The 19874-nt window shown below is 73.4% G+C and carries 14 protein-coding genes, 1 rRNA gene and 2 pseudogenes; 12 read left to right on the forward strand and 5 right to left on the reverse strand.

Features of this window, described 5'->3' with window-relative positions; genetic code table 11:
- Positions 1-170 precede the first annotated feature (170 nt).
- The 3 genes and pseudogenes from rrf to ACZ4XJ_RS20755 all read left to right on the forward strand — a co-directional run.
- Positions 171-287 (forward strand): 5S ribosomal RNA (gene rrf / locus ACZ4XJ_RS20745).
- A 142-nt stretch (positions 288-429) separates the two neighbouring features.
- Positions 430-1875: pseudogene (locus tag ACZ4XJ_RS20750) on the forward strand (hypothetical protein); the annotation flags it as partial.
- A gap of 246 nt (positions 1876-2121) precedes the next feature.
- Positions 2122-2733, forward strand: a pseudogene (locus ACZ4XJ_RS20755) (tetratricopeptide repeat protein); the annotation flags it as partial.
- Positions 2734-3196: 463 nt separating this feature from the next.
- Here the strand turns inward: ACZ4XJ_RS20755 and ACZ4XJ_RS20760 are convergent.
- Entirely contained in the window at positions 3197-4468 is a 1272-nt protein-coding gene (locus ACZ4XJ_RS20760; RefSeq protein WP_362877384.1) for a DUF1015 domain-containing protein, read from the reverse strand.
- A 97-nt stretch (positions 4469-4565) separates the two neighbouring features.
- On the opposite strand from ACZ4XJ_RS20760, the gene ACZ4XJ_RS20765 reads away from it, so the two are divergent.
- The 4 genes from ACZ4XJ_RS20765 (at position 4566) to ACZ4XJ_RS20780 (ending at position 8848) form a co-directional block, all read left to right on the forward strand.
- Positions 4566-5651 (forward strand): HAD-IIA family hydrolase, encoded by a 1086-nt coding sequence (locus tag ACZ4XJ_RS20765; RefSeq protein ID WP_468496978.1) that lies wholly within the window; start codon positions 4566-4568, stop codon positions 5649-5651.
- Between the two features lie 124 nt (positions 5652-5775).
- On the forward strand, positions 5776-6837 hold the full coding sequence (locus ACZ4XJ_RS20770) for a FecCD family ABC transporter permease (protein WP_468496979.1): 1062 nt from the start codon (positions 5776-5778) through the stop codon (positions 6835-6837).
- Positions 6834-7922 carry a FecCD family ABC transporter permease gene (locus ACZ4XJ_RS20775; protein ID WP_468496980.1) on the forward strand — a complete coding sequence of 363 codons (1089 nt, stop codon included), beginning with the start codon at positions 6834-6836 and terminating at the stop codon, positions 7920-7922. Before ACZ4XJ_RS20770 ends, ACZ4XJ_RS20775 begins: the two co-directional genes overlap by 4 nt.
- Positions 7919-8848 carry an ABC transporter ATP-binding protein gene (locus ACZ4XJ_RS20780; protein ID WP_468496981.1) on the forward strand — a complete coding sequence of 310 codons (930 nt, stop codon included), beginning with the start codon at positions 7919-7921 and terminating at the stop codon, positions 8846-8848. Before ACZ4XJ_RS20775 ends, ACZ4XJ_RS20780 begins: the two co-directional genes overlap by 4 nt.
- Positions 8849-8864: 16 nt before the next feature.
- Here the strand turns inward: ACZ4XJ_RS20780 and ACZ4XJ_RS20785 are convergent, their stop codons facing one another.
- Positions 8865-9212 (reverse strand): SCP2 sterol-binding domain-containing protein, encoded by a 348-nt coding sequence (locus ACZ4XJ_RS20785; RefSeq protein WP_468496982.1) that lies wholly within the window; start codon positions 9210-9212, stop codon positions 8865-8867.
- Between the two features lie 65 nt (positions 9213-9277).
- On the opposite strand from ACZ4XJ_RS20785, the gene ACZ4XJ_RS20790 reads away from it, so the two are divergent.
- The 5 genes from ACZ4XJ_RS20790 to ACZ4XJ_RS20810 all read left to right on the forward strand — a co-directional run bounded on the left by ACZ4XJ_RS20790 (position 9278) and on the right by ACZ4XJ_RS20810 (position 14562).
- Positions 9278-9574 carry a hypothetical protein gene (locus tag ACZ4XJ_RS20790; RefSeq protein ID WP_362877380.1) on the forward strand — a complete coding sequence of 99 codons (297 nt, stop codon included), beginning with the start codon at positions 9278-9280 and terminating at the stop codon, positions 9572-9574.
- Between the two features lie 7 nt (positions 9575-9581).
- On the forward strand, positions 9582-10397 hold the full coding sequence (locus ACZ4XJ_RS20795; RefSeq protein ID WP_468496983.1) for a TlyA family RNA methyltransferase: 816 nt from the start codon (positions 9582-9584) through the stop codon (positions 10395-10397).
- 74 nt (positions 10398-10471) lie between these two features.
- On the forward strand, positions 10472-11353 hold the full coding sequence (locus ACZ4XJ_RS20800; RefSeq protein WP_362877378.1) for an NAD kinase: 882 nt from the start codon (positions 10472-10474) through the stop codon (positions 11351-11353).
- 134 nt (positions 11354-11487) lie between these two features.
- Positions 11488-13206 (forward strand): DNA repair protein RecN, encoded by a 1719-nt coding sequence (gene recN, locus ACZ4XJ_RS20805; protein ID WP_362877396.1) that lies wholly within the window; start codon positions 11488-11490, stop codon positions 13204-13206.
- Positions 13207-13440: 234 nt separating this feature from the next.
- On the forward strand, positions 13441-14562 hold the full coding sequence (locus ACZ4XJ_RS20810; protein ID WP_362877377.1) for a glycosyltransferase family 4 protein: 1122 nt from the start codon (positions 13441-13443) through the stop codon (positions 14560-14562).
- A 177-nt stretch (positions 14563-14739) separates the two neighbouring features.
- On the opposite strand, the gene ACZ4XJ_RS20815 is transcribed toward ACZ4XJ_RS20810, so the two are convergent.
- From ACZ4XJ_RS20815 to ACZ4XJ_RS20825, 3 genes are all read right to left on the reverse strand, one after another.
- A complete protein-coding gene (locus tag ACZ4XJ_RS20815; protein WP_384004133.1) occupies positions 14740-16362 on the reverse strand; it encodes a PucR family transcriptional regulator in 1623 nt (540 codons plus the stop codon).
- A 22-nt stretch (positions 16363-16384) separates the two neighbouring features.
- Positions 16385-17767, reverse strand: coding sequence for an FAD-binding protein (locus ACZ4XJ_RS20820; RefSeq protein ID WP_468496984.1), 1383 nt, complete (start codon positions 17765-17767; stop codon positions 16385-16387).
- Positions 17768-17904: 137 nt separating this feature from the next.
- Positions 17905-19710, reverse strand: coding sequence for a glycoside hydrolase family 15 protein (locus ACZ4XJ_RS20825; protein WP_362877374.1), 1806 nt, complete (start codon positions 19708-19710; stop codon positions 17905-17907).
- Between the last annotated feature and the right edge of the window lie 164 nt (positions 19711-19874).

The following is a 19874-nucleotide window of genomic DNA, read 5'->3' on the forward strand; positions in this document are numbered from 1 at the left end:
CAGATGTGGAAGCCCGGTAACGGGTGGAGCTGACTGGTACTAATAGGCCGAGGGCTTGTCCTCAGTTGCTCGCGTCCACTGTGTTAGTTCTGAAGCAACGAACGGTTGCTGGTTTCTAGAGCTAGAACATAACTACAAAGTGTGCTTGTTCGCTCGAAACCGATTAGGGTTTCGGTGGTCATAGCGTTAGGGAAACGCCCGGTTACATTCCGAACCCGGAAGCTAAGCCTTTCAGCGCCGATGGTACTGCAGGGGGGACCCTGTGGGAGAGTAGGACGCCGCCGAACAATTTTTCAAAGGACCCCTGGTCCAGCGTTCAACGCTGGACCAGGGGTCTTTTTTGTTTTTCACCTCTTTTACGCCGAAGCGCGGCCATGGGTTGGTTGCGCAAGAATGACTAGCGGTACCCCGAAGACAGGAGTCACACCCATGTCCAACTCTCCCGACGATCGTCCGGAGCGCGAGCCTCGGCGCAACGACGGCGGTGACAGGGGCGGCTTCCGTCGTGACGACCGTGGCGGTGACCGTGGTGGCTTCCGCCGCGACGACCGCGATGGCCGTCCGACCGGTGGTGGCGGCGGTTTCCGTCGTGACGACCGCGGTGGGCGTCCCGCCGGCGGCGACCGTCCTTCCGGCGGTGGCTACCGGGGCGGCGGCGACCGTCCGACGGGTGGCGGTGGCGGCGGCGGCTTCCGTGGCGGCGACCGTCCTTCCGGTGGTGGATACCGTGGCGGCGCCGGCGGCGACCGTCCTTCTGGTGGTGGCGGCGGTTTCCGTCGTGACGACCGTGGTGGTGACCGTCCGTCCTTCCCGCGTCGTGATGACGAGCGTGGTGGGTTCCGTGGCGGTCGTGACGACCGTGGTGGGGACCGTCCGTCGTACCCGCGTCGCGACGAGGACCGTGGTGGGCGTCCTGCGGGTGGTGGCGGCGGTTTCCGTCGTGACGACCGTGGTGGCGACCGCCCGTCCTTCCCGCGTCGTGACGACCGTGGTGGGGACCGTCCGTCGTACCCGCGCCGTGATGACGAGCGTGGTGGGCGTCCTGCGGGTGGTGGCGGCGGTTTCCGTCGTGACGACCGTGGTGGCGACCGTCCGTCCTTCCCGCGTCGTGACGACCGGGGTGGCGACCGCCCGTCCTTCCCGCGTCGCGACGACCGGGGTGGCGACCGTCCGTCGTACCCGCGTCGTGATGACGAGCGTGGTGGGCGTCCTGCGGGTGGTGGCGGCGGCTTCCGTCGTGACGACCGTGGTGGCGACCGTCCGTCCTTCCCGCGTCGTGACGACCGTGGTGGGGACCGTCCGTCGTACCCGCGTCGTGACGACGACCGTGGTGGGTTCCGTGGCGGTCGCGACGACCGTGGTGGCGACCGTCCGTCGTACCCCCGTCGCGACGATGACCGTGGTGGGCGTCCTGCGGGTGGTGGCGGCGGTTTCCGTCGTGACGACCGGGGTGGCGACCGTCCGTCGTACCCGCGTCGCGACGACGAGCGTGGTGGGCGTCCTGCGGGTGGTGGCGGCGGTTTCCGTCGTGACGACCGTGGTGGCGACCGTCCGTCCTTCCCGCGTCGTGACGACCGGGGTGGCGACCGTCCGTCGTACCCGCGTCGTGACGATGACCGTGGTGGGCGTCCTGCGGGTGGTGGCGTCGGCTTCCGTCGTGACGACCGCGGTGGCGACCGTCCGTCCTTCCCGCGTCGCGACGACCGGGGCGGCGACCGTCCGTCGTACCCGCGTCGTGATGACGAGCGTGGTGGGTTCCGTGGCGGTCGTGATGACCGTGGTGGGGACCGTCCGTCCTTCCCGCGTCGTGATGACCGGGGCGGGGACCGTCCGTCGTACCCGCGTCGTGATGACGAGCGTGGTGGGTTCCGTGGCGGTCGTGACGACCGTGGTGGGGACCGTCCGTCCTACCCGCGTCGTGATGACCGGGGTGGCGACCGTGGTGGGTTCCGTGGTGGCCGCGATGACCGCGGTGGCGACCGTGGCGGCTTCCGCGGGCGTGACGACCGGGGTGGCGACCGTGACTTCCGGGCCGACCGTGACCGGGACCCGGTCAAGCGGCTTCCGATCGACGACGACATCACCGGCCACGAGATCGACGCCGATGTGCGTCAGGAGCTCCTGAGCCTGCCCAAGGGCCTGGCCGAGGAAGTGTCGCGGAACCTGGTCATGGTGGCCCGGCTGATCGACGAGGACCCGGAGCAGTCGTACGCGTACGCCCGCATCGCCCTGCGTCTGGCCTCCCGCGTCGCCGCCGTCCGCGAGGCCGCCGGCTTCGCCGCGTACGCCACGCAGAAGTACAGCGAGGCGCTCGCCGAGTTCCGTGCCGCGAAGCGGATGACCGGTTCCGTCGAGCTGTGGCCCGTGATGGCCGACTGCGAGCGCGGCCTCGGCCGTCCGGAGCGGGCGCTGGCCATGGCCGGTGAGCCCGAGGTGCAGAAGCTGGACAAGGCCGGCCAGGTCGAGATGCGTCTGGTCGCCGCCGGTGCCCGCCGTGACATGGGCGAGCTCGACGCGGCCATCGTCACCCTGCAGAGCCCGGAGCTGGCCTCCAGCTCCGTGCAGCCGTGGACGGCCCGCCTGCGGTACGCCTACGCCGACGCCCTGCTGGCGGCCGGTCGTGAGGACGAGGCGCGCGAGTGGTTCGCCAAGACCCTCGAAGCGGACAAGGAGGGGGCGACCGACGCCTCCGACCGCCTCGCGGAGATCGACGGCGTCGAGTTCGTGGACGCCGCGACCCTCGCGGACAACGCTCACGACGACGACTCGGACGCCGACTTCGGCGACGAGGACGACGAGGACGACGGCCAGGACGACGCCGAAGTCGCCGCCGCCGAGCGCGCGGGTGACCAGGCCGAGTACTACGACGAGGACGACGACGAGTACGAGCCCGTCGAGGACTCCGACGTCGATGTCACCGACGAGATCGTGGTCATCGAGGACGACGAGGACGACGAGGACGACGAGGACGACGAGGACGACGAGCGCGACGACGAGCGCGACGACGAGCGTGATGAGCGCGACGACGAGCCTGACGACCAGCGCGATGAGCTCGACGACCGCGATGCCAGGAACGAGCGCGACGAGCGCGACGACCGGGTCTGAGCGGCCTGACTGACACGCACGAAAGGGCGGTACCCCACCGGGGGTACCGCCCTTTCGTGCGTTCGGGCCCGACCGACCGGCGGGCCGGCGATCAGTCGAGGCTGCGCAGGACCAGGCCCGTCGCCGGCTTCGGTCCGAAGGACGTGGACTTGCGGGGCATCGTGACGCCCTGGCGGGCCAGGTCCCGCACCACGTCCTCACGTACGGGGTGCAGCAGGACGGCCGTGCCGCCGTGCCGTTCGGCCATGGCGACGGTCGCGGGGGCGTCGTGGATGTACGTGATGTGGTCCGGTGCGTCCGGTACCCGCCACAGGGTGTCCAGCAGGGAGGCGTGCAGCACCGTCGCGTCGAGCCGGCGCCAGGCCTCGGGGCGGTCGCGGCGTACGGTGCGGGCGATCAGCTCCGGGTCGGGGTCGGTGACCAGGTGGAAGGTGCCGTCCCCGGTGAGCAGGAAGGCGTTGCCGCGTTCCGATGCGTCCCCGAGGACCTCCAGGGCGAGCGGCAGGGGCCCGTCGACGGGGCGGACGCGGAAGTGCCCTTCGAGTGCGGCCAGCGCGTCGGCGAGGGGGAGGCGGCGCAGCATCCGGTGGATGGCGCGGACCTGGAGCGGGTAGCGGGCCGTGTCGACGAGGAGGACCAGGCCGAAGTCCCACGGGGTGGGGGAGCCGTGCTCCTCCTGGAGGCGCAGGTACGTCGCCCAGCGGTGGTGGCCGTCGGCGATGAGGGCCTGGCGGTGGCCGAGGTCGGCGGCGACGGCGGCCAGTTCGGACGGGTCGGTGACGGCCCACAGCCGGTGCAGGAACCCGTCCTCGGTGACGGTGGACAGCAGGGGGGTGCGGGTGGCGGCCGCCTCGACGACCGCAGCGGCTCCGGTACCCGGTCCGTCACCGCGGTAGGTGAGCAGCAGCGGTTCCAGGTTCGCCGACGTCGCGCGCATCAGGCCGGCGCGGTCGGTGACGACGTCCGGCATGACGTCCTCGTGCGGCAGGACGATGCCGGCGTCCGCGGTCGACAGGGCCAGGGCGCCGACGACGCCGCGTTGCAGGAGAGGGCCCTTGCGCTGCTCGTAGACGTAGAGCGCGGCGTCGGGATCGGCGCTGAGGACGCCCTCGGCCAGCCAGTCGTGGAGGGTGCGGGCGGCCTGCTCGTTGCGGGCGGCCGGGGTCTCGGCCTGCGGGAGGATCAGCCGGACGATGTTGTGCGGGTCGGCGGATTCGAGGTAGTCGACTCCGTCGGGTCGTACGACCACGTCGTACGGCGGCGAGGTGACGGCGGACAGGCTGCCGACGCGTTCCGGGACGTAACGCAGTCCGTGGAAGGGGATCAGGCGCAGCCCGTGCTCCGCGTTGCCAGGTGTGGTCATTGGTGCATGGTAAGACCCGTCTCGCGATGCGGGATGATCGGGGGAGCAGTGGGTAGCGCAATATCGGACAAGTTCGATCATGTGAGGAGCGCACCGGATGACCCGGCAGAGCAGGACCAGTCCCGCGGGCAGTGAGCGGAGTCTGCACCAGTCGTACGACACGGCCCTGCTGGACCTGGACGGGGTGGTGTACGCGGGGGGCCGCGCGATTACGCACGCGGTGGACTCCCTCGCGGTGGCCCGGGAGGAGGGCATGCACCTCGCCTACGTCACCAACAACGCGCTGCGGACGCCGGAGGCGGTCGCGGAGCACCTCGGCGAGCTCGGCATTCCGACGGACGCGGCCGAGGTGATCACCTCGGCGCAGGCGGTGGCCCGGCTGATCGCCGATCAGGTGGAACCCGGCGCGAAGGTGCTGGTGATCGGGGGCGAGGGGCTGCGGGTCGCGTTGCGCGAGCGCGGGCTGGTGCCGGTGGACTCGGCGGAGGAGGAGGGGCTCGCGGCGGTCGTCCAGGGGTACGGGGGGCCGGACCTGGCGTGGGGGCGGTTCGCGGAGGCCTCGTACGCCATCAACCGGGGGGTGCCCTGGTACGCGTCGAACACGGACCTGACGATTCCGGGCGCGCGCGGGATCGCGCCGGGCAACGGGGCGGCCGTGGAGGTCGTACGGATCGCGACGGGCGCGGAGCCGCAGGTGGCGGGGAAGCCGCTGCCCCCGATGCACCGGGAGACGGTGCTGCGGACCGGGGCGAAGCGGCCGCTGGTGGTCGGGGACCGGCTGGACACCGACATCGAGGGCGCCCACAACGGGGACGTCGACTCGCTGCTCGTGCTGACCGGGGTGACGGACGCCGCGCAGTTGCTGCGGGCCGAGCCGAAGCACCGGCCGACGTACGTGGACCGTGACCTGCGCGGGCTGTTGACCGGGCAGCCGGAACCGACGGAACGGGCCGGTGCCTGGCGGTGCGGTGGCTGGAGCGCCGTGGACAGGGGCACGTACCTGGACGTCTCGAAGGCCTCGGACACCGGGGGGACGCCGGGGGCGGAGGCGGACGGGGACGCGGGCGCGGACCCGGACCCGATCGACGGGCTGCGGGCGCTGTGCGCGGTCGCCTGGTCGGCGGCCGGGGACGGCTCCTACGCGCACGACGTGGCGAAGGCGCTGGCCAAGTTGGGGCTCTGAGGCGGGCGTTCAGCCGGGCGTTCAGTCGGGCCTTCACCCGGGCCTCCCCCGGGCGTTCCCGCGGGTGTTCGGCCGGGTCGTTCGGATGAACGTATTGTCGACTAGGTAGGTTAGCCTAACCTTCGTGTTGGTCGACAGTCCCCCCGAATCCTCCGCGTCCGAGCGGAGCACCGTGCCGGTCCCCGCCGGTCGCCCGCGCCACGCCGCGCGCGCGGCCGGGCTGCTCGGCGCGGTCGCCGTACTGGCCCTCGTCCTGGTGGCGAGCATCGCCGTCGGGGCCAAGCCGATGTCCCTCGGCGAGGTCTGGCACGGCCTGTTCTCGTACGCCGGAACCCCGAACGACGTGGTGGTGCGGGACCTGCGGGTCCCGCGCACCCTCCTCGGGGTGCTCGTCGGGTTGGGCCTCGGCCTGTCCGGCGCGGTGATGCAGGCCCTGACCCGCAACCCGCTGGCCGAGCCCGGCATCCTGGGCGTGAACGCGGGCGCCGCGGCCGCCGTCGTGTCGGCCATCAGCTTCTTCGGGGCCGCCTCGCTGACCGAGTTCGTGTGGTGGGCCTTCCTCGGTGCGGGCGTCGTCTCCGTCGCCGTCTACGTGCTCGGGGGCAGCCGCAGCGCGACGCCGGTGCGCCTCGCGCTCGCCGGTACGGCCGCCAGCGCCGCGCTCGTCGGCTACATCAACGCCGTGCAGCTGACGGACTCCAAGGCGCTGGACAAGCTGCGCTTCTGGACGGTCGGTTCGCTGTCCTCCGCGACCATGGACACCGTCCAACAGGTCGCCCCCTTCCTGCTGGCCGGCGCGGCCCTCGCGCTGCTGCTGGGGCGCCCGCTCAACGCCATGGCCATGGGCGACGACACGGCGCGGGCGCTCGGCACCCACCTGACGCGGACCCGGATCGCCGCGATGGTCGCCATCACCCTGCTGTGCGGGGCGGCGACCGCGGCGTGCGGGCCGATCGTGTTCGTCGGGCTGATGATCCCGCACCTGGTGCGGGCCGTGACCGGGCCGGACATGCGCTGGGTGCTGGTGTACTCGGCGGTGCTGGCGCCGGTCCTGTTGCTGGGCGCCGACGTCATCGGACGGGTCGTCACCCGGCCCGCGGAACTGCAGGTCGGCATCGTCACGGCGCTGATCGGCGGCCCGGTCTTCATCCACCTGGTGCGGCGCAAGAGGATGGCCCAGCTGTGAGCGCGAACGGTACGAAGACCGCGGCCGTCGCCGGCGCCGCCGCTCCGAAGGCACGGCTACGGGCGCTGCGCGGGCCCGGGCGGACCTCGCTGCGCGTGGAGCCGCGCGCGCTGGTCACCGGCGTGCTGCTGGCCGTCGCGACCGCGGTGCTCGCCGTCGTGCTGATCGGCACCGGCGACTTCGAGATCGCGCCCGCGGACGTCGTACGGACCTTGTTGGGCAACGGCAGCCCCGCCCACGCCTTCATCGTCAACGACCTGCGGCTGCCCCGGGTCCTCGTCGCCGTCCTGGTCGGCGCGGCCCTCGGGATGTCCGGCGCGGTGTTCCAGTCCGTCTCCCGCAACCCGCTCGGTTCGCCCGACCTGCTGGGCTTCGGGCACGGCGCGTCGGTCGGCGCGCTCGTCGTCATCGTCGTCTTCAACGGCGGCGCCGGCCAGGTGGCGCTGGGCGCGCTGGTCGGCGGTCTGCTGGCGGGCGCCGCCGTCTACCTGCTCGCGTACAAGCAGGGGATCCAGGGGTACCGGTTGGTGCTCGTCGGCATCGGTTCCTCGGCCGTGCTCGTCGCGGTGATCCAGTACCTGATGACCAAGGCCCAGGTCGTCGAGGCCACCCGGGCGATGGTCTGGCTGACGGGTTCGCTGGCCGGCCGGGACTGGGCGCAGGTGTGGCCGCTGCTGGCGACCTGCGCCGTACTGTTCCCGCTGGTCCTCGGGCAGAGCCGGGCGCTGCGCACGATGGAGATGGGTGACGACGCCGCGTACGCGCTGGGCGTGCGGGTGGAGCGCACCCGCATGGTGCTGGTGCCGGCGGCGATCGTCCTGACCACCGCGGCGGCCGCGGCCGCCGGGCCGATCAGCTTCGTCGCGCTGGCCGCGCCCCAGCTGGCGCGGCGGCTGAGCCGCTCGACCGGCTCGAACCTGCTGACCGGCGCGCTGATGGGCGCCGTCCTGCTGCTGGCCTCCGACCTGGCCTCGCAGCGGGCGTTCGGCGCGGACCAACTGCCGGTGGGTGTGGTGACCGGGCTCGTCGGCGGTCTCTACCTGCTCGGGCTGCTGGTCTCGGAGCGCAAGGCGGGTCGCATATGAGGGCGCGGGCCGGCGGAACCCGCCCCGGCGATCAACGCGACGACGAGTCCGGCGACGCGCTCGGCATCGGCAACCAGTCCGGCAACCAGTCCGGCCCTACGAGGAGTACGCACGTGCAGCGGCTGATCGCGGAGAACGTCACGCTCGGCTACGACCAGCGGATCATCGCGGAGAACCTGTCGGTGGAGATACCCGACCACTCCTTCACGGTGATCGTGGGCCCCAACGCCTGCGGGAAGTCGACACTGCTGCGGGCCCTGTCGCGGATGCTGAAGCCGTCCACGGGGCGGGTGCTGTTGGACGGGCAGGCCATCGCGTCGATGCCCGCCAAGAAGGTGGCCAGGACGCTGGGCCTGCTCCCGCAGTCCTCGATCGCCCCCGACGGCATCACCGTCGCCGACCTCGTCTCGCGCGGCCGGTACCCGCACCAGGGACTGCTGCGCCAGTGGTCGCCGCAGGACGAGCGGATCGTGAACGAGTCGATGGCCGCCACCGGGGTCGGCGAGCTCGCCGACCGGTCCGTGGACGAGCTGTCGGGCGGGCAGCGCCAGCGGGTGTGGATCGCGATGGCGCTCGCCCAGCAGACCCCGCTGCTGCTGCTCGACGAGCCGACGACCTACCTGGACATCCAGCACCAGCTCGACGTCCTCGACCTGTGCGCGGAGCTGCACGAGGAACAGGGCCGGACCCTGGTGGCGGTGCTCCACGACCTGAACCACGCCGCCCGCTACGCAACCCACCTGATCGCGCTGCGCGGGGGAGTCGTCGTCGCTCAGGGGCCGCCCGCCGAGGTGGTCACCGCCGAGCTGGTGGAGGAGGTCTTCGGGGTCCGCTGCCAGATCATCGAGGACCCGGAGACGGGAACGCCCCTGGTGGTGCCGGCGGGCCGCTCGGCCCGTACGCGCGCGGCCGCCGGAGCGCCCTGAACCGCGGGGCCCCGCCCTACAGCAGGGACTTCAGGCGCAGCAGATCGCGGAAGCCGGCCTCCAGCCGGACCCGGCCGGAGGCCCAGGCCTTGGGGAACTTCAGCTCGCCCGCGACCAGCGCGAGCAGGTCGTCCCCGGTCATCGCGAGCCTGATCTCGGCCTTCGTACGGGGCGGGCCGGGCTCGACCGCGTCCACCCGGATCCGGCCGTCGTCGAGCCGGCCGGTGAAGGTCCGGTCGAGGTCGGTGATGTGACAGCTCAGGGAGCGGTCCAGGGCGGTCGCGCCGCGCACGTCGCCCTCGGCCCGCGCCAGGTTGTCGGAAAGTCGGTCGAGTGCTTCGCGGCACTCCTCGATCGTAGCCATGGTGATCACGACCGTACCGCAGAGCCGTGCGCGGCCGTCGACGCGCTTCGCGGTAGCGTCGCACCATGACCGACGAACGACCGGAGAGCGCCGCGGACCGCCCCGAGGGGCCAGGAACGGCGTCCGGCGAGGACCTCGCGTCGGAGTCCGCCGCACCGGCCGCGCCCGCTCCGCTGGGCGTCGTACGGACCCCCACGGGCCACGCGGGCGTCGACGGCCATCTGGAGCGGCTGGCGGACGCGGACCGGCTCGCGGCGGACGGACACGTCGAGGTGTACGAGGATGTGCACAGGGGACTGCGCGAGGCGCTGACCGTGCTGGACGCACCGACCGTCCCCGGACCTTACGAAAACAGGAGCTGAACCGATCGTGGCAGGAGTGGCACGCCGCCGCCTGGACGCCGAACTCGTACGCCGCAGCATGGCCCGCTCGCGGGAGCACGCGGCCCAGCTGATCGCCGCCGGTCGGGTGACGGTGGGCGGAACCACCGCGACCAAGCCGGCCACCCAGGTCGAGACCAGCGCGGCCCTCGTCGTGCTGAAGGACGACAGCGACCCCGAGTACGTCTCCCGGGGCGGCCACAAGCTGGCCGGCGCCCTCGCGGCGTTCGGGCCGCAGGGCCTGGTCGTCGAGGGTCGGCGGGCCCTCGACGCGGGAGCCTCCACCGGCGGCTTCACCGACGTGCTGCTGCGGGCGGGCGTGGACCACGTCGTCGCCGTCGACGTGGGCTACGGGCAGCTCGCCTGGTCCCTGCAGAGCGACGACCGGGTCACGGTGAAGGACCGCACCAACGTCCGCGAGCTGACCGTCGAGCTGATCGACGGGATCCCGGTGGACCTGGTCGTCGGCGACCTGTCCTTCATCTCGATCGGGCTGGTGCTGCCCGCGCTCGTACGGTGCACGGCACCCGGCGCGGACCTGGTGCTGATGGTGAAGCCGCAGTTCGAGGTGGGCAAGGACCGGCTCGGCAGCGGCGGCGTGGTGCGCAGCACCGAGCTGCGCGCCGAAGCGGTGCGCGACGTCGCGGCGCGGGCCTGGAAGCTGGGGCTGGGCGTGGTCGGGGTGACGGCGAGCCCGCTGCCCGGGCCGTCGGGGAACGTCGAGTACTTTTTGTGGCTGCGGGCGGGAGCACCGGCACTCGACCCGGGGGATGTGGACCGTGCAGTGGCGGAGGGGCCTCAGTGACAGATTCGTCGGCGTCAACGGGTTCGGCATTTCCGACGGGTCCGGGAGAACCGGATCCGGCGGCTGCGCGCACCGTGTTCCTGGTCGCGCACACGGGGCGGCCCGCGGCCATCCGCAGTGCGGAACTGGTCGTGCAGGGCCTCCTCAAGTCGGGCCTCGGGGTCCGCGTCCTGGAGCACGAGGCGGCGGACCTGCCGCTGCCGCCCGAGGTGGAACTCGTCGCGGAGTGCACGCCCACGGTGCTGGAGGGGTGTGAGCTGCTGATCGTGCTGGGCGGCGACGGGACCCTGCTGCGCGGGGCGGAGTTCGCGCGCGGCTCGGGCGTTCCGATGCTCGGCGTCAACCTCGGCCGGGTCGGGTTCCTCGCCGAGGCCGAGCGCGACGACCTGGACCGGGTCGTGGACCGTGTCGTCACCCGGGAGTACGAGGTCGAGGAGCGGATGACCCTCGACGTCCTCGTACGGACGAACGGTGACGTGGTCCACCGGGACTGGGCGCTGAACGAGGCGGCCATCCAGAAGGTGTCCCCGGAGCGGATGCTGGAGGTGGTCCTGGAGATCGACGGGCGCCCGGTGACCGGCTTCGGGTGTGACGGGATCGTCTGCGCGACGCCGACGGGCTCCACGGCGTACGCCTTCTCGGCGGGCGGACCGGTGGTGTGGCCGGAGGTGGAGGCGCTGCTGATGGTGCCGATCAGCGCGCACGCGCTGTTCGCGAAGCCGCTGGTGACCTCGCCGGACTCGGTGCTGGCGGTCGAGGTGCAGACGGGCACCCCGCACGGCGTGCTGTGGTGCGACGGGCGGCGGATGCTGGAACTGCCGTCCGGGGCCCGGGTGGAGGTCCGTCGGGGCACCGTTCCGGTGCGGCTCGCCCGGCTGCACCACGCGTCCTTCACGGACCGGCTCGTCGCGAAGTTCGCGCTGCCGGTCTCGGGCTGGCGCGGCGCGCCCCACTAGGCGCAGGGCGTCCGAAGCCGCCCTCGGGGACCGTCCCATAAGTCGGTATTGGTACACGTGTTCGAAACGCTCGGGGTGGGTGCTGTCCCATGGCACCGGTGAAACCTCGGTATCGTCGTCCCGTGCTTGAGGAGATGCGGATACGGTCGCTCGGGGTCATCGACGACGCTGTGGTCGAGCTGTCGCCCGGATTCACCGCGGTGACCGGCGAGACCGGCGCGGGCAAGACGATGGTCGTCACCAGCCTCGGCCTGCTGCTCGGCGGCCGCGCCGACCCGGCCCTGGTCCGGATCGGGGCCAAGGCCGCGGTGGTCGAGGGCCGCATCGTCCTGCGCCCGGACTCGCCCGCCGCCCTGCGCGCAGAGGAGGCCGGGGCGGAGCTCGACGAGGGCGTCCTGCTGATCAGCCGGACCGTGTCCGCCGAGGGGCGCTCGCGCGCCCACGTCGGCGGCCGCTCCGTGCCCGTCGGCCTGCTCGGCGAGCTCGCGGACGAACTGATCGCCGTGCACGGCCAGACCGACCAGCAGGGCCTCCTGCGGCCCGCCCGGCAGCGCCAGGCCCTCGACCGGTACGCCGGGGACGCGGTCGCCGTCCCCCTGGAGAAGTACGCCGGCGCCTACCGCAGGCTGCGCGCCGTCGCCGTCGAGCTGGACACCCTCACCACCCGGGCCCGGGAGCGGGCCCAGGAGGCGGACCTGCTGCGCTTCGGCCTCGACGAGGTCGCCGCCGTGGAACCCCTGCCCGGCGAGGACGCCGAGCTCGCGGCGGAGGCCGAGCGGCTCGGACACGCCGAATCGCTCGCGTCGGCCGCCCAGGTCGCCCACGCGGCCCTCGCGGGCAACCCCGAGGACCCGGAGGGCATCGACGCGAACACGCTCGTCGCGGGCGCGCACCGGGCCCTGGAATCCGTACGCGCCCACGACCCGGTCCTCGGCGCGCTCGCCGAGCGCATCGGGGAGCTCGGCATCCTGCTCACCGACGTGGCCGGCGAACTCGCGGGGTACGCCGACGACCTCGACGCCGATCCGCTGCGGCTGGCCGCGGTGGAGGAGCGCCGGGCGGCGCTGACCCAGCTCACCCGCAAGTACGGCGACTCCATCGACTCCGTGCTCCAGTGGGCCCAGCAGGGCTCCGCCCGGTTGCTGGAGCTGGACGGGGACGACGAGCGGATCGCGGAGCTGACCGCCGAACGGGACGCGCTGCGCGACGAACTGTCGCTGCTGGCGCAGGCGTTGACGGACGCACGCGGCGAGGCGGCCGAACGGTTCGCCTCCGCCGTGACCGCGGAACTGGCCTCCCTGGCCATGCCGCACGCCCGCGTGACGATCGACATCCGGCAGACCGAGGACGCCGAGGGCGTCGAGGTCGGCGGCCGCCCGGTCGCCTACGGACCCTCGGGCGCCGACGAGGTCGAACTGCTGCTGGCCCCGCACCCGGGCGCCCAGCCGCGGCCGATCGCCAAGGGCGCCTCGGGCGGTGAGCTGTCGCGGGTCATGCTCGCCGTGGAGGTCGTCTTCGCCGGGTCCGACCCGGTGCCCACCTATCTCTTCGACGAGGTCGACGCGGGCGTCGGCGGCAAGGCGGCCGTCGAGGTCGGGCGGCGGCTCGCGAAGCTGGCCAAGTCCGCGCAGGTCGTCGTCGTCACCCACCTTCCGCAGGTGGCCGCCTTCGCCGACCGGCAGTTGCTGGTGGAGAAGACCGTCGACGGGTCCGTGACCCGCTCGGGCGTCACCGTGCTGGAGGGCGAGGACCGGATCCGCGAACTGTCCCGGATGCTGGCCGGGCAGGAGGACTCGCAGACCGCCCGGGCCCACGCCGAGGAACTCCTCGACGCGGCGCGCGCCGACGCCTGACACCGCCGGAGGGGCCCGCGGCGACGTCCGCCCCGGGCCCCTCCGGCACGTCCGGGAGGGTCGGGGCAGGGCTCCGGCCGGCTCCGGGGTGACGTCGAAGTAGCCCGTGTGGGTGAGGCCTGCGGACGTCGCGCGGTATCCCGTACGGGATCCGCACCCGTATGGTCCCGGAACGCGCGTGCGGACTGGCATCCTGGGCGACGTCCCTGACTCCTCCCCCTGGAGCTTCGGCCCGTGAGCAGCTCCCCGGTTTCCTTCCCCGCCCCCGCACAACCGTACGGGCGGCCCCCGCTGCGCACCGTCCAGATCCTCGGCGGTGCGGGCGCGGGCAGCAGCGCCCACGTACGGTCCCTGACGACCGGTCTGGCCGCGCGCGGGGTACGCGTGACGGTGTGCGCCCCCGTCGCGTCGGAGGGGGAGTACGACTTCACCGGCGCCGGCGCCGAGTTCACGCCGGACGCCGCGAGCGCGCTGCGGGCCGCCTGCGCCGGGGCGGACCTGGTGCACGCGCACGGCGTGCGCGCCGGCATGCGGGCCGCCCTGGCCCTGCGCGGCCGACGGGTGCCGCTGGTGGTGACCTGGCACGGCGGCGCCCCCGAGGCGCCCGGCCCGTTCGGCCGCCTCGGCCGACTGCTGGAGCGGCACGTGGCCCGCACCGCGGCGGTGGTACTGGGCGCCTCCTCCGACCAGGTGGACCTCGCCCGGCTGCGCGGGGCGCGCGACGCCCGACTCGCCGCCGTGGCGGTACCCGCGGGGCTGCCCGACGGGGCGGAGCCGGTGGTCGACGCGGACAAGACCCGGGCCGAACTGGGCGTCGTGGAGCGGCCGTTGGTCATCGCCGTCGGGAGCCTGGTGGCCCGGCGCGGGTACTCCGTCCTGCTGGACGCGGCGCGCGCCTGGCGGGCCCTGGACCCGGTACCGCTGCTCGTCATCGCGGGGGAGGGGCCGCTGCGGGCCGAACTGTCCCGGCGCATCGAGGAGGAGGGCCTGCCCGTACGGCTGCTGGGCCGGCGCCGCGACGCCGACCGGCTGCTGGCCGCCGCCGACGTCGCCGTGCTGCCGAGCCGCTGGGAAGGACGCTCGCTGCTGGCCCAGGAGGCCCTGCGGGCCGGGGTGGCCCTGGTTGCCACCGAGGTCGGCGCGGTGCCCGAGCTGGTCGGCGACGCGGCCGTGCTCGTCCCGTACGGGGACCCCGGCGCGCTGGCCGGCGCCGTGGCCGCGCTGCTCGGCGACCCCGGGCGGCGCGCGGACCTCGCGGCGGCCGGGCGGGCCCAGGCCGCGACGTGGCCGTCCGAGGACGACACGGTCGCGCAGGTCCTGTCGGTGTACGACGAGCTGATGGAACGCGGCCGCTGACGCGGGCCGCCCCCGGGTCCCTCGGAGCGCGGACGCCGACGCGGGCCGCTTCAGGGGTGCCTCAGGACGCTGACGCTGACGCCCGCCGCCCGGGTGCCTGAGGACGCCGACCCTGACGCGGGCCGCCCCAGGGGGGCCTCAGGACGTCGACGCTGATGCCCGCCGCCCCCGGGTGCTTCAGGAGGCCACCACGTGCCGGCGGGCGCGCAGGGCCAGGCTGAGGGAGAGCACCGTCTCCGGGTCGTCCAGGTCCGCGCCCAGCAGCTCGGAGATCCGCGCGAGGCGGTTGTAGAGGGTCTGGCGGTTCAGGTGCAGCTCCCGGGCCGTCTCCGCCTTGCGCCCCGCGTGCGCCAGGTACGTCTCCAGGGTGGGCAGCAGCGGCGGCCGGGACGCGGCGTCGTGGACGCGCAGCGCCCCGATCGCCCGGTCCACGAAGGCCGCCAGGTCGGGGTGCTCGCGCAGCCGCCACAGCAGCAGGTCGATGTCCAGGCGGCGGGCGTCGTACCAGGGCCGGGGCGGGAGCCCGTGGGCCGCCGTGGCCGTCTCGGCGGCGTGCCGCAGGCCCGCCGAGGCGGCCGCCCAGCTGCCGCAGACACCGACGACCACCGCCGGGGGCGCCCCGGCCCGGTCCAGGCCCGCCCGCTCGACGCCCGCCCGCAGCGCGGCCGCGACCCGGTCGGAGACCGTGGTGCGCTCCGACTCCGCGCGCAGCGACACCAGCAGCGGTACCCGTCCCTCCACCGGACGGACGCCCAGCAGCACCGGGACCCCGACCGACGCCAGCTCTTCCAGCACCGCCCGGGCCAAAACGGCCCAGTTCCCCGAGGCCCCCAGGTCGGTGGACAGCCGCATCACGATCGGCAGCAGCGGTCCCGTACCCGGTCGGAAGCCCAGCACGCGGGCCTGCGCCGGGGCGTCCTCCGCCGAGATGCGGCCCTCCGCCAGGTCCGTCAGGAAGTCGCCGCGGCCGCGCGCCGCCAGCTCCTCCTCCTGCCGGGCCTGCATCAGCACCACGGCCAGCACCCCGGCCGTCCGCTCCGCCGCCATCCGGTGCACCGGCAGCAGCGGCGCCGACACCCCGGCCAGCACCAGCCGGGCCCGGACCGAACCGGTGCCGTGACCGCCACCGGGCACGTCGATCACCACCGCGTTCCCCGAGGGCTCGACCTCGCGCTGACCGCGCAGCCCCTCCCACACCTGGAGCGGGTCCGCCGCCGCGTCCCCGGCGACCGGGCCGGCCGCGTACAGCAGCTGCCCGTCGGGTGTCTCCAGGAAGACCGGGTTCGCCGTGAAGTCGGCCAGGATGCGCAGCACCTGCGGGATCCCACCACCCTCCAGCAGGGCCTCCGTACAGCGCCGGTGGACCTCCTCGGCCCGCTGGAGCAGCGCGTAGTGGCCGTTGACGATCTCGGTGTGGACCTCCTCGGTGACCGCGACGAACGGCACCTCCCGGTGCAGTTGCACCAACGGCAGGCCGGCCGCGCGGGCCGTCTCCACCAGGGTCGCCGGCAGCCGCGTGAAGCGCGGCCCCAGCTCGACGACCAGCGCGGCGATGCCCCGGTCCGCGAGACGGCGTACGAAGGCCCGCTGCTCGGCGGGCCGGGTGCCCAGGCCCAGACCCGTGGTCAGCAGCAGCTCGCCGCCCTTGAGCAGCGAGGCGATGTTGGGGACCTCGCCCGCGTGCACCCAACGGACGGTCCGACCGAGCCGGTCGGCGCAGGCCACCACCTCCGGGAGACCGCCGCGCAGCCCCGGCAGCTCCAGTGCCCGCTGAACCGTGATCCCGCCCTGATTGTCCATGTCGCCGGACGCTACCAGGGGGTCACGCGGGAGGAATGTTGTGGTTGAAGCGGAACACGTTCTCCGGGTCGTACTCCTGCTTCACCATCCCCAGCCGGCGCATGTTCTCCGCGCCGAGCCCGGCCACGATCCGCCCCGCGCCCTCGTTCCCGGTGAAGTTGAGGTAGACCGCGCCGGTCGACCAGGGCGCCGCGTCCGCCCGTACCTCCTTGACCCACTGGCGGCACGGCTCGTCGTCCGCCGGGTCCTCCCAGATCGCGAACGGGTGCACCGCCCAGGCCGCGTCCCGGTACGGCACCGGGTAGTCGGCCGGCCCGTCGGCGATCGCGCCGCCCTGCGGGAACACCAGGTGCTGGGTGCCCGTCGGCACCGGCATGGTGCCCGCCCGCGCGCAGAACGCGTCCACGAAGGCGTCCGGGAGGCCCGTCAGGTACTCCGCCGACCAGTAGTTCCGCAGCCCCGGCGGGTCGTCGATCATGCACTGGAGATCGGCGTACGCGATGGCCGTCACGACCTCCGACTCGTGCGGCAGCGCCAGCAGCGGCTCGGCCAGCCTGCGCATCTCGTCCTCGGGACCGGCGTACGTCAGCAGCACGCCCGCCATCAGCCGGCCCACCAGGTGCTTCGGTACGAACTCCTCCGGCGGGCCGGTGAGGTAGAGGGCCGCCCCGCTCGCCTCGCGCGGGCCCTCCTCGACGACGGCCCGGAACGTACGGACCACCTCGGGTCCGTACTCGGGCAGGTACAGCAGGAACGCGATCGACATGGCGGGCAGCTCGTGCAGCCGCAGCGTCATCGACGTGGCGATCCCGAAGTTCCCGCCGCCGCCGTGCAGCGCCCAGAAGAGCTCCGGGTGGTCCTCGGCGGTCGCGGTGACCCTCTCGCCGTCCGCGGTCACCAGGTCCACGCCCAGCAGGTTGTCGACGGCCAGCCCGAACTTCCGGTCCAGCCAGCCCGATCCGCCGCCCAGCACGAAACCGCCGACTCCGGTGGTGGAGGCCCGGCCGCCGGTCGTCGCCAGACCGTGCGGCTGGCAGGCCCGGTCCAGCCGGCTCATGGTCGCGCCGCCGCCCACCCGCGCGACCCGGGCTCCCGGGCTCACCGTCACCTCGTTCATCCGGCGCAGGTCGACCACGAGCGCGCCGTCGCCCGAGGACATCCCCGCGACGCTGTGCCCGCCGCCGCGGACCGCGATCGGCAGGTCCATCTCACGGCCGAAGCGGACGGCCGTGACCACGTCCGCCTCGCTCTCGCACTGGGCGATCACCGCCGGACGCCGGTCGATCATGGCGTTGAAGACCGCCCTGGCCTCGTCGTAGCCGCTGTCCTCCGGAGCGAGGACGGGGCCCGAGAGGTCCTCGCGGAGCGCGGCCAGCGCCGCGGTCGCCTTCGATGGGGAAGCCATGACCGGCCCCTTCCGAGAAGGACAAAGGACCACTCCAGGCTAGGCGCGCCACCGGCCCGGGGCATCCCGGGACCGGACGCCGAACGGGCCGCCCCCACGTGTGTGGGGGCGGCCCGTTCGGGAACGACCGTCGGGCGTCAGCCCCCGTACGCCCCGCTCGCCGTCAGCCGCAGCGCCGTGTCGATCAGCGGGACGTGACTGAAGGCCTGCGGGAAGTTCCCGACCTGCCGTTGCAGCTTGGGGTCCCACTCCTCGGCCAGCAGCCCCAGGTCGTTGCGCAGGGCGAGGAGCTTCTCGAAGAGCCGCCGGGCCTCGTCGACCCGGCCGATCATCGCCAGGTCGTCGGCCATCCAGAACGAGCAGGCCAGGAAGGCACCCTCGTCGCCCTCCAGCCCGTCCACACCGGCCTCCTCGCCGGCCGTCGGGTAGCGCAGGATGAAACCGTCCGGGGTCGACAGCTCGCGCTGGATCGCCTCGATGGTCCCGATGACCCGCTTGTCGTCCGGGGGCAGGAAGCCCATCTGCGGGATCAGCAGCAGCGAGGCGTCCAACTCCCGGGACCCGTACGACTGCGTGAACGTGTTGCGTTCCTTGTCGTAGCCCTTCTCGCAGACGTCCGCGTGGATCTCGTCGCGCAGTTCCCGCCAGCGCTCCAGCGGGCCGTCCGCGTCCCCGCTCTCGATCAGCTTGATCGTGCGGTCCACGGCCACCCAGGCCATCACCTTGGAGTGCACGAAGTGCCGGCGCGGGCCGCGCACCTCCCAGATGCCCTCGTCGGGCTCGCTCCAGTGCGTCTCCAGGTAGCGGATCAGCTTCAGCTGGAGCACCGAGGCGTAGTCGTTGCGGGCCAGACCCGTCATGTGGCCCAGGTGCAGGGCCTCGGTGACCTCGCCGTACACGTCGAGCTGGAGCTGGTGGGCCGCGCCGTTGCCGACCCGGACCGGGCCGGAGTTCTCGTAGCCGGGCAGCCAGTCCAACTCCGTCTCGCCCAGCTCCCGCTCACCGGCGATCCCGTACATGATCTGCAGGTTCTCCGGGTCGCCGGCCACCGCGCGCAGCAGCCAGTCCCGCCAGGCCGAGGCCTCCTCCCGGTAGCCGGTGCGCAGCAGCGACGACAGGGTGATGGCGGCGTCCCGCAGCCAGGTGTAGCGGTAGTCCCAGTTGCGGACCCCGCCGATCTCCTCCGGCAGGGAGGTGGTCGGCGCGGCGACGATGCCGCCCGTGGGCCCGTACGTCAGGGCCTTGAGGGTGATCAGGGAGCGCACCACGGCCTCCCGGTAGGGCCCGTGGTACGTACAGTGCGCCACCCAGTCCCGCCAGAACTCGGTGGTGGCCTCCAGCGCGCCCTCGGCGTCGGGGCGCTCGGGGGCGCTGCGGTGCGAGGCCTGCCAGCTGATGGCGAAGGCGATGCGGTCGCCCGGACCGACGGTGAAGTCGGAGTACGTCGTCAGGTTCTTGCCGTACGTCTCCGCGTCGGTGTCCACCCAGACCGAGTCCGGGCCGGCGACGGCCACGGTACGGCCGTCCACCTTGTGCACCCAGGGCACGATCCGCCCGTAGCTGAAGCGCATGCGCAGCGACGAGCGCATCGGGACGCGCCCGCTGACCCCCTCCACGATGCGGATCAGTTGCGGCGCGTGGTCCTCGCGCGGCGGCATGAAGTCGATGACGCGGACGGTCCCCCGCGGGGTGTCCCACTCCGACTCCAACACGAGCGATTCACCGCGGTAGCGGCGACGGTCGGCACGCGGCGGCTCGGTCCCGGGCGGGACCGCGGGACCGACCCGCCAGAACCCGTGATCCTCGGTACCGAGAATGCTCGCGAAGGCGGCAGGGGAATCGAAACGGGGCAGACACAACCAGTCCACCGCCCCGTCCCGGCAGACCAGCGCCGCGGTCTGCATGTCCCCGATCAGTGCGTAATCCTCGATGCGCCCGGACACGTTGCATCTCCAGTCGAACGGCCACGTCCGCCCCTGAGGGCGCTTGCATTGCGCGGATGCGCGGTCCTGCTGCGCGGAAGGATTTCCGCGTCGAGCTCCAGACTGCCGGACGTGGCGCGGTGACGCCGAATTCCGGCCTGCTCGGCGGCGAGGTAACAGCAGTA

The organism is Streptomyces sp. NPDC029836, assembly GCF_055574495.1.

Coding starts and splice junctions, on each gene's coding strand:
- ACZ4XJ_RS20815 (WP_384004133.1), bottom strand. CDS start 16,362: ATGGACAATCAGGGCGGGATCACGGTTCAGCGGGCACTGGAGCTGCCG.
- recN (WP_362877396.1), top strand. CDS start 11,488: ATGCGGATACGGTCGCTCGGGGTCATCGACGACGCTGTGGTCGAGCTG.
- ACZ4XJ_RS20760 (WP_362877384.1), bottom strand. CDS start 4,468: ATGACCACACCTGGCAACGCGGAGCACGGGCTGCGCCTGATCCCCTTC.
- ACZ4XJ_RS20820 (WP_468496984.1), bottom strand. CDS start 17,767: ATGGCTTCCCCATCGAAGGCGACCGCGGCGCTGGCCGCGCTCCGCGAG.
- ACZ4XJ_RS20780 (WP_468496981.1), top strand. CDS start 7,919: ATGAGGGCGCGGGCCGGCGGAACCCGCCCCGGCGATCAACGCGACGAC.
- ACZ4XJ_RS20790 (WP_362877380.1), top strand. CDS start 9,278: ATGACCGACGAACGACCGGAGAGCGCCGCGGACCGCCCCGAGGGGCCA.
- ACZ4XJ_RS20765 (WP_468496978.1), top strand. CDS start 4,566: ATGACCCGGCAGAGCAGGACCAGTCCCGCGGGCAGTGAGCGGAGTCTG.
- ACZ4XJ_RS20785 (WP_468496982.1), bottom strand. CDS start 9,212: ATGGCTACGATCGAGGAGTGCCGCGAAGCACTCGACCGACTTTCCGAC.